The organism is Glycomyces dulcitolivorans (assembly GCF_003265355.1).
In the GTDB taxonomy this organism is placed as follows: Bacteria; Actinomycetota; Actinomycetes; order Mycobacteriales; family Micromonosporaceae; genus Glycomyces; species Glycomyces dulcitolivorans.
This window is the reverse complement of sequence record NZ_QFRW01000045.1, coordinates 2,471-11,114: the sequence shown is the minus strand read 5'-3', so window position 1 is coordinate 11,114 and position 8,644 is coordinate 2,471. Positions and strand designations below refer to the sequence as shown.

General features: G+C 70.8%; 7 protein-coding genes. 1 reads left to right on the top strand and 6 read right to left on the bottom strand.

Translation table 11 applies throughout. The features are described from left to right. The 6 genes from DI269_RS02645 to DI269_RS02620 form a co-directional block, all read right to left on the bottom strand. Positions 1 to 343: DUF5685 family protein (locus DI269_RS02645; RefSeq protein ID WP_232822588.1), on the bottom strand; the 343-nt coding region annotated here is incomplete at its 3' end. 127 nt (positions 344 to 470) lie between these two features. Further along, positions 471 to 1,790 (bottom strand): alginate lyase family protein, encoded by a 1,320-nt coding sequence (locus DI269_RS02640; protein WP_112133584.1) that lies wholly within the window; start codon positions 1,788 to 1,790, stop codon positions 471 to 473. 442 nt (positions 1,791 to 2,232) lie between these two features. After that, positions 2,233 to 3,153 (bottom strand): glycine betaine ABC transporter substrate-binding protein, encoded by a 921-nt coding sequence (locus DI269_RS02635; RefSeq protein ID WP_198667088.1) that lies wholly within the window; start codon positions 3,151 to 3,153, stop codon positions 2,233 to 2,235. 57 nt (positions 3,154 to 3,210) lie between these two features. After that, a complete protein-coding gene (locus DI269_RS02630) occupies positions 3,211 to 4,110 on the bottom strand; it encodes an ABC transporter permease (RefSeq protein ID WP_112133582.1) in 900 nt (299 codons plus the stop codon). Then, positions 4,107 to 5,153, bottom strand: a complete 1,047-nt coding sequence (locus DI269_RS02625) for a quaternary amine ABC transporter ATP-binding protein (RefSeq protein ID WP_198667087.1) — start codon at positions 5,151 to 5,153, stop codon at positions 4,107 to 4,109. Before DI269_RS02625 ends, DI269_RS02630 begins: the two co-directional genes overlap by 4 nt. Positions 5,154 to 5,459: 306 nt before the next feature. Then, positions 5,460 to 6,359 (bottom strand): hypothetical protein, encoded by a 900-nt coding sequence (locus tag DI269_RS02620; RefSeq protein WP_112133581.1) that lies wholly within the window; start codon positions 6,357 to 6,359, stop codon positions 5,460 to 5,462. Between the two features lie 218 nt (positions 6,360 to 6,577). On the opposite strand from DI269_RS02620, the gene dxs reads away from it, so the two are divergent. Beyond that, the gene (dxs, locus tag DI269_RS02615) at positions 6,578 to 8,503 is read left to right on the top strand and encodes a 1-deoxy-D-xylulose-5-phosphate synthase (RefSeq protein ID WP_112133580.1); all 1,926 of its coding nucleotides are present in this window, start codon (positions 6,578 to 6,580) and stop codon (positions 8,501 to 8,503) included. Positions 8,504 to 8,644: the final 141 nt, after the last annotated feature.

Here is an 8,644-nt window from a genome sequence, read left to right as displayed (position 1 = left end):
GGGCGCCGGGGCGGGCGGCCAGGCCGTCGCCGTCGTCGACGTGGTCGCGCAGCTTCGCCGAGGCCAGCAGCAGCGAGGCGGTCGCGGCCAGCCGCGGACCGCTCCCGGTCGCGACGGTCTGGCGCCGCATCCCGCGCAGCGCGCACGGCCCGGCGTCGCGCGAGTCGGCGTCGGCGCCGAGCTGGGCCTCCACGAGGACCGAGAGGGCGAGGGCGTCGTAGTTGGTGGTGAGCCGGGCCAGGTGCCCGGCGTCGTCGCGCAGTTCGAGGCACAGGCCGCAGAAGTGCCCCATCCAGCGGGGCTTGAGGTCGTCGGGGGTGCGGGACGGGCAGGGGGCGAGCATGCCGAACAACGGGTCTCCTAGCTCGTCGGCTGGACAGGTCCTGCCGGGATGCTACCGACCGCCGGCAACGCGAGGGGGACATGCGTCGCGGCCGGGCGCGATGCGCCCGGCCGCCCGCGGTCCGGCGCTAGCCGAGCGGTTTCAGGTTGTCGGGCATCTCGTCCCACGTGAGGCGGACGTGAGCGAGGGTGCCGAAGCCGAGCGTGTCGAAGCCGCCGGACGTGGTGCCGTAGTCGCCGCCGCCTCCTTCGGGGCTGTTGGTGCCGCAGATGGTGCCGACGTTCGGCATCGCGAAGCCCTTGCGGGCCGTGTAGTGGTGGAAGACCATCTCCCACACCGGGCGGGCCTGGCCGCGGCCGCCCGCGCCCATGACGGTGTGCTCCTGGTAGGCGCAGTTCTGGCCGGTGCCCCAGCTGTACAGGGTGAACGGCAGGTCGTCGTGCCCGAGGTTGTAGCGCGCCACGTACTCCGCGGCCTTCGCGAACGCGTTGTCGTTGGCGCCGTAGAGGTCGATGCCCTGGTTCCACGCCATCTCCATGATGGACGCCATGAGGCCGATGCCCATGATCGAGTGCCCCTGGTCGCGCCCGGACTCCTGCCACTGGGCGAGGCCGCCGGAGTAGACGAACGGGACGGCGTTCTCGATGGAGCCGTTGCCCTCGCCGTTCCAGAAGTAGTCGATCGCCTGGTCGCGAATGGCGTTGTCGTCGCAGATGAGGCCGATGGCGAGTTTGCTCGCCATGTTGCACAGGTCCCAGTTCGCCCAGTAGTTCGTGATGCACGCGTCGTTGTGGTTGGTGAGGAACGAGTTGTTCATCGGCAGGAAGATGCTCGTCATCATGTCCTGGAACGCGCCGAGGTCGAACCCGCTCTGGCCGCGCACGATGTCGGCGGCGGCGCAGAACTGGTAGCCGTAGATGCCCGCGGCCAGGAACCGGTCGGCGTTGCCGTTGACCGCCGTCAGCGTGTTCGACCACGCGTTCAGGATCTCGATCGCCTTGTCGCGGTGCGCGGTCGTGCCGGCGACCTTCCAGCGCAGCGCGTTCTGGTACGCGGCGTGGATGTCGTTGTACAGCTGCGGGTAGTTCTGGCCGTCGCCGCCGCGGATGATGACCGCGGTGGGCCGGGCCGTCCAGGTCGACTGGGCGCGGCCGTTCGCGATGAGCTTGTTCCAGCCCGAGAGCCACGGTTCGAGGCCCGCGTTGACCTTGGCGCGCATGCGGTCGAAGTCGGCCTGGGTGTGCAGCAGGCCGGGGTGGACGGCGAGGGCGCCGACGTCTTCGGTGGACTCCTGCGCGGCGGCGAGGCCGAGGCCGCCGGCTCCGGCGGCCGCCAGGCCGCCCGCGGCGATCGCGCCCTGGAACAGGCGCCGCCGCTTGAGGTTCGAACCGAGGGCCGCGGGGCCCCGGTCGGGGGATGTGGACTTGTCGAGGTCGTCGAACGACATGGTGCTCCTATGCGCCATGCGGTGCGCGATGCCGGGGAATGCCACCGCCAACCTGCGGCGATCGGCCCGGAGACCGATTACCATGTCACATATTAACCGACTCATCAACATATTTCAATGCAAATGAACGCTTCCCGACGCCGAAGTCGGCAGCGGCCGGGCGGATCGGGCGAGTCTCGGCGAGTCTTCACAAATCGGGCGTCCGGAGCCGCCCCCGGTTCGATGATGCCTCGGGGGACCGACATCGGGTCGGAGACCGGCAAGGATCGGTCGGCCGGGGTTCGGTGCGGGACCGGGGATCGGCCGGTCCCGCACCGGGGCCGCCTCCTGCGGGGAAGGCGGCCCGTCGCGCGCGGGCGCTGCGGCGTTGGAGGTCGGCTCAGTCCTCGTTCCTGCCGCGGGGCCCCCAAAGCCCCGAGCGCCGCCGCGCCGCGCGCGGGTCTCAGGCGACCAGGTCGGTGAACGCGTTCTCCTGGAGCCACGCCGTGACCCCGGCCTGGACGTCGCCGCCGTGCTCGGAGAACACCGTGTTCTCCAGGCTCGCCAGCTGCTCGTCGCTCATCGCGAACGTCCCCAGCGCCGCCGCCACGTCGGCGAACTCCTCGCCGAACCCGGTGCGCGCCAGGACGTTGATCGTCTCGGCCTCCCCGAGCGTCGTCTCCGGGTCCGCCAGGTTCTTCAGGTCGTACTTCGCGTACGCCCAGTGCGGCTGCCACAGCGTCACCACGATCGGCTCCTCGGCCGCGATCGCGGAGTCGAGCTCGGTGAGCATCGCCGTCGTCGACGAGGTCTCCAGCGTCAGGTCCGTGATCCCGTACGCCGGGATCGCGCTGTTCTGCACCGCCTCGGTGAGCCCCGCGCTGGCCTCGATGCCGACGATGCGGCCGCCGAACAGCTCGGCGTTCGCGTTCAGGTCGGTCAGCGAATCGACGTCCACATAAGACGGCACGGCCACGGTCAGCGCCGCGTTCTCGTTCCAGGTGCCCAGCTGCTCCAGCCGGTCCCCGTAAGTCTCCATATAGGTCTGGTGGGTGATCGGGAGCCAGCCGTCGAGGAACACGTCGAGGTCGCCCGAGGACAGGCCCTCGAACAGCGGCCCGACCTCGGTGAACTCCTGGGTCGTCACGGTGTACCCGGACGCTTCGAGGGCCTGGCGCCACAGCTCAGTGGCCACGACCGCCTCGTCCCAGTTGATGTAGGCGATGACGATCTCGCCCTCGCCTTCGGGCAGGCCGAAGTCGACCCCTTCGGCGGCGTCCCCGGCTCCTCCTCCCGGTGCCTCCTCAACACTGCAGCCTGCCAGTGCGAGCGAGGCGGTCGCACCGGTGGCGATGGCGCCCTTCATGATCGAACGTCGTTGCATGTCTCCTGCTTTCCGGCGCGCGCGAACGCGCGCCATCTTCTCGGGGGCGTTCGGGGTCTAGCGGGCGAGCCGTGCGGCCCGGGCCACGGGGGTGCGGTCGGACAGGCCCTGCGTGACGCGGTCGAGGAGGATCGCGAGCAGGACCACGGCGAGGCCGGCGTTGAACCCGGCCGCGATGTCGAGGCGGCCCAGCGACCCTGAGATGACCGCGCCGAGCCCGCCGCCGCCCACCAGGCCCGCGATGACCACCATGGACAGTGCGAGCATGATGACCTGGTTGAGCCCGGCCATGATCGTCGGCAGCGCCAGCGGCAGCTTGATCCGCACCAGGATGCGCGCGGGGGAGGCGCCGAACGCCTGCCCGGCCTCGACGACCTCGCCGTCCACTTGGCGCAGACCGAGTTCGGTGAGGCGCACGCCCGGTGGCATGGCGAAGATGATCGTGGCGATGATGCCGGGCACGACGCCGACGCTGAAGAGCATCACCACCGGGATGAGGTACACGAACGCCGGCAGCGTCTGCATGAAGTCCAGGACCGGCCGCGCGACGGCCGAGAACGTCCGGCTCTCGGCGGCCGCGATCCCCAGCGGGATCGCCAGCAGGATCGCGATGGCCGCGGCGACGAGGACCATCGACAGGGTCTGCATCGTCTGCTCCCAGTACGGGGTCCACGCGACGACGAACATGCCCAGGCCGATGCCGACGCCGAGCTTCCAGCCGCGCGCGGCCCACGCGGCCGCGGCGAACAGCAGGACCATGACTCCCGAAGGGAGCCACAGGAGTCCGTCGGCGAGGTGCAGGTACAGGAACTCCAGGCCGGCGTCGACGGCGTCGAACCCGGCGGCCCACGCGTCGCGGGCCCAGCGGATGAACGTCTCCATCCAGTCGCCGAACGGCATGTCGGGCAGGGGCTTCCAGACGTACGTCCAGAACCAGTTGCGGAGGTACTCGATCATGCGGGCTGCGGCTCCTGTTCGGCGTCGCCGCTCTCGCGCTCGGGCGCCAGCGACTTGATGATGGACCGGGGCGTGACCACGCCGAGCGGGTCGGCGTTGTCGTCGACGACCAGCAAGGGCGCCTTGGAGTTGAGGACCGGCTCGTACAGCTCGTTCACCGGCACGTCCGACTCCACGGTGGTGAACTCGCTGGTGTCGCGGGTCCCGCACGGCTCCATGACGGCCTCGGCGGTGAGCACGCGGGTGCGGTCGACGTCGGCGGTGAACTCGGCGACGTACTCGTCGGCCGGGTGCATGAGGATCTCCTCGGCGGTGCCCAGCTGCTTGACCTGGCCGTCGCAGATGGCGATCCGGTCGCCGATCCGCATGGCCTCGTTGAGGTCGTGGGTGATGAAGACGATGGTCTTGCCGAGCTTCCCCTGGAGGTCGAGGAGCTGGTCCTGCATCTCCTGGCGGATGAGCGGGTCGAGGGCGCTGAACGCCTCGTCCATGAGCAGGACCTCGGTGTCGGCGGCGAGCGCCCGGGCCAGGCCCACGCGCTGCTTCATGCCGCCCGACAGCTGCGCGGGCAGCTTGTCGACGTGGTCGGCGAGGCCGACGAGCTCGACGGCCTCCCTCGCGCGCTCCAGCCGCGCGGCCTTGTCCAGGCCCTTGATCTCCAGGCCGAACGCGACGTTCTCGACGACGGTGCGGTGGGGGAGGAGCGCGAAGTGCTGGAAGACCATGCTGACCTTCTCGCGGCGCAGGCGGCGCAGCTCGCGGGCGGACAGGGACCCGAGCTCGACGCCGCCGATCCGGACCGTCCCGGAGGTGGGCTTGATGAGGCCGTTGAGCATCCGGATCAGGGTCGACTTCCCCGACCCCGACAGGCCCATGACCACGAAGATCTCACCGGGCTCGATGGCCCAGGAGTGGTCGATGACGGCGGCGGTGACGCCCTTCGGCAGCTCGTCTCTCGGGACTCCGGCCTTGAGCTGGGCGACGGCTCCCTTGGCGCCTTTGCCGAAGACCTTGTACAGGGACTCCACTTCGATCGCTGGCATTGCTTCCTTTCGCGGCCCGGCCTCGGGGACGGCTCGCGGCGGGGGAGGGCGCGAAGCTGCCGGGGCTCGGGCGTCTTTGGGGGGCGGCAACCCTCGGAACACTAGTTGACAGCGGTGTTTTTTCAACCCGAGCAGCGCGTGAGAAGACAGACACGGGCCGTCGCTTCCCAATGTTTCAGCAGGTGAACGGCGTGAAATGCGTTCGTGAACTGTCGTCCGTTTGATTGTCTACAAACAGACATTCGACAGAATTGAGACCGTGCGGAGACCTGGCCGAGGCCGAACCGTGACCGGCGGCCCCGCTCGTCACGGCAGCCGCGACGCCTTCGCGCGCTCGGTCATCCCCGCCAGGTCCGCGTCGCTGAGCCCCAGCGCCCGCGCCTTCTCGTACTCCCCGGCGATGTTCGTGCCCATCCGCATCGGGGAATCCGTCCCCAGCACCACCGCGATCCCCGCCTCCAGGAACCGCGGCAGCGGATGCTCCTTCAGGCTCGGCACCATCCCCAGCACCACCGCCGACGTCAGGCACACCTCCACCGTCACCCCCCGCTCGGCCAGCAGCCGCATGATCCCCGGGTCGGTCGCCGCCCCGACCGCGTGCCCGATCCGCCCGATCTGCTCGATCTCCGCCAGTGACGCCAGGTTCGAGGCGTTGAACGCCCCCGCCGGCACCGTCACCCCCAGGCCCGCCGCGCCCGCCGCCTCCGCCACCACCCGGCCCCGCGACCAGTCCGCTTCCGCCGCATACGGGACGTAGATGATCTCCACGCCCGCCAGGCCCGCCGCCGCCGCGTCGGCGAACGCGTCGCACAGCTCCCGCAGCATCGGGTCCCACAGGTTCATGCTCAGGACCGCGCCCGCGTCGAACTCCGGGTAGTCCTCGGTCACCCGCGACCGCGCCGCCTCGAAGCGCTCCATGAACTGCGGATACACCACCGACTCCTGCGGCAGGCGCAGCTCGGTGTAGACCGCGCCCCCGCGCGCGGCCGCCGCGAGCGCGTCCACCAGGATCCCCTCGTAGACCTCCGGATCGACCACGTCCAGGTCGAACCGCGGCACCGCCGACATCCGCTGGAGCCGCGCCAGCCCCGGCGACACCTCCCTGACGGCGTCGCGCCGGTCGCCCCAGTCCACCGGCGAGGAGCTCAACACCTGATCGAGGCGCGCCGGCCATTCCGTGTTCTGGTGCAGGTCGATGAGGTCCATGTTGGGATGATCACATTTCGATCACGAAGGAGCCGGGCTTTCGGACGGCGTGTCCCTTTCGGGGACTGACTGCTTTCCGACAGACACGCGTGCCGTCCCCCCAACGGATGAAAAACCCCGCGACTCCCAGATCACGGCCTCCCGGCCTGCATGAGACACGTCCCAGGCGCACTCGCGGAGGTTCCGCCCAACCGCCGCCGCGGATAGACTTCCGCGTTATGAACCCGCACGACGAACCCGAGATCGGCCCGCTGCTGTCGAGCATCGGCCGGCTGGCCGACTTCAAGTCGCTGGACGAGGCGGACCTGCCCGAACTGGCCGAGGAGATCCGCGGATTCCTCGTCGACGCGGTCGCCCGGACCGGCGGCCACATCGGTCCCAACCTCGGGGTCGTCGAACTCACCATGGCCATCCACCGGGTCTTCGACTCCCCCCACGACCAGGTCGTCTTCGACACCGGCCACCAGTCGTACGTCCACAAGGCCCTCACCGGCCGGGCCGGGCAGTTCGGCGGACTGCGCAGCCGCGGCGGCCTCACCGGCTACCCCAGCCAGGCCGAGTCCCCCCACGACCTCGTCGAGAACTCCCACGCCTCCACCGCCCTCTCCTACGCCGACGGCCTCGCCAAGGCCCACGCCCTCTCCGGCTCCGACCGGCACGTCGTCGCCCTCGTCGGCGACGGCGCCCTCACCGGCGGCATGTGCTGGGAGGCCCTGAACAACATCGCGGCCCGCGACGACCTCAAACTCGTCATCGTCGTCAACGACAACGGCCGCTCCTACGCCCCCACCGTCGGCGGCCTCGCCAAGCGCCTCTCCGCACTGCGCCTCAACCCCGGCTACGAACCCGCCCTCCGCAAGATCCAGGAACTCGTCGAACGCATCCCCGTGTTCGGCCGCGCCGCCTACGCCGGCCTCCACGCCGCCAAGACCGGCCTCAAGGACGCCCTCGCCCCCCAGGGCATGTTCTCCGACCTCGGCATCAAGTACGTCGGCCCCGTCGACGGCCACGACATCACCGAACTCACCCTCGCCCTGGAGCGCGCCAAGGGCTTCGGCGGCCCCGTCATCGTCCACGCCCTCACCGAGAAGGGCCGCGGCTGGGCCCCCGCCCGCGCCGACGAAGCCGAGCAGATGCACTCCCCGCCCGCGTTCGACCCCATCACCGGCGAGGCCACCGGCTCCTCCAAGCGCCGCTGGACCGGCGTCTTCGCCGACGAACTCGTCGCCCAGGCGAACCTGCGGCCCGAAGTCGTCGCGATCACCGCCGCCATGCCCGGCCCCACCGGCGTCGACAAGCTCATGAAGCGCCACCCCGAACGCGTCTTCGACGTCGGCATCGCCGAGCAGCACGCCGTCACCTCCGCCGCCGGACTCGCCATGAACGGCATGCACCCCGTCGTCGCCGTCTACTCCACGTTCATGAACCGCGCGTTCGACCAGACCGTCCTCGACGTCGCCATGCACCGGCTCCCGGTGACCTTCGTCCTCGACCGCGCCGGCATCACCGGCCCCGACGGGCCCAGCCACTACGGCATCTGGGACACCTCGATCTTCCGGGTCGTCCCGGGCCTGCGCATCGCCGCGCCGCGCGACGCCGCGAGCCTGCGCGAGGAGTTCGCCGAGGCCCTGACGGTCGACGACGCACCCACGATGCTCCGCTTCCCCACCGGCGCGGTCCCCGAGGCCGACATCCCCGCCGTCGACGTCCACGAAGGACTCGACGTGCTCGTCAAGCACGAGGACGACGAACTGCTCCTCGTCTCCTGCGGCGCCTTCGCCGGCGTCGCCGTCAAGGCCGCGGAACTCCTTGCGGAGCAGGGCATCCGGGCCACCGTCGTCGACCCGCGCTGGATCTCCCCGGTGCCCGCCGCGCTCGTGAAGCTCGCGGGCCAGTACCCGCTCGTCGCCACCGTCGAGGACGGCATCCGCACCGGCGGCTTCGGCGACGCGCTGGCCCAGGCCCTGCGCGACTCCGGCGACGAGGTCCCGCTCGTGGACTTCGCCGTCGAGCGCGGCTGGCACCAGCACGGCACCCGCGACCAGCTGCTCGCCGACCTCGGCCTCACCCCCGAGGCCATCACCGAGCGCCTCGCCGCCGAGGTCCACCGCCGCGGCGAGGACGAGGCGCACCACCACCACTAGGCGCGAGCCGGACCGTCACCGCCCGGCGCGGCTTCCGCGCCGGGTCGCATGTGACATGTGATGTACCACTGCGCCCGCGGGAAGCGGGACGCGTGTCCCCGCCCAGCGCGAGGAGCCGCCAAACGGAGCTGCGCCCCTGGA

Excerpts from the sequence above, each read along its gene's own strand:
- DI269_RS02640 (WP_112133584.1), bottom strand. The coding sequence starts at position 1,790 with ATGTCGTTCGACGACCTCGACAAGTCCACATCCCCCGACCGGGGCCCC.
- DI269_RS02635 (WP_198667088.1), bottom strand. The coding sequence starts at position 3,153 with ATGCAACGACGTTCGATCATGAAGGGCGCCATCGCCACCGGTGCGACC.
- DI269_RS02630 (WP_112133582.1), bottom strand. The coding sequence starts at position 4,110 with ATGATCGAGTACCTCCGCAACTGGTTCTGGACGTACGTCTGGAAGCCC.
- DI269_RS02625 (WP_198667087.1), bottom strand. The coding sequence starts at position 5,153 with ATGCCAGCGATCGAAGTGGAGTCCCTGTACAAGGTCTTCGGCAAAGGC.
- DI269_RS02620 (WP_112133581.1), bottom strand. The coding sequence starts at position 6,359 with ATGGACCTCATCGACCTGCACCAGAACACGGAATGGCCGGCGCGCCTC.
- dxs (WP_112133580.1), top strand. The coding sequence starts at position 6,578 with ATGAACCCGCACGACGAACCCGAGATCGGCCCGCTGCTGTCGAGCATC.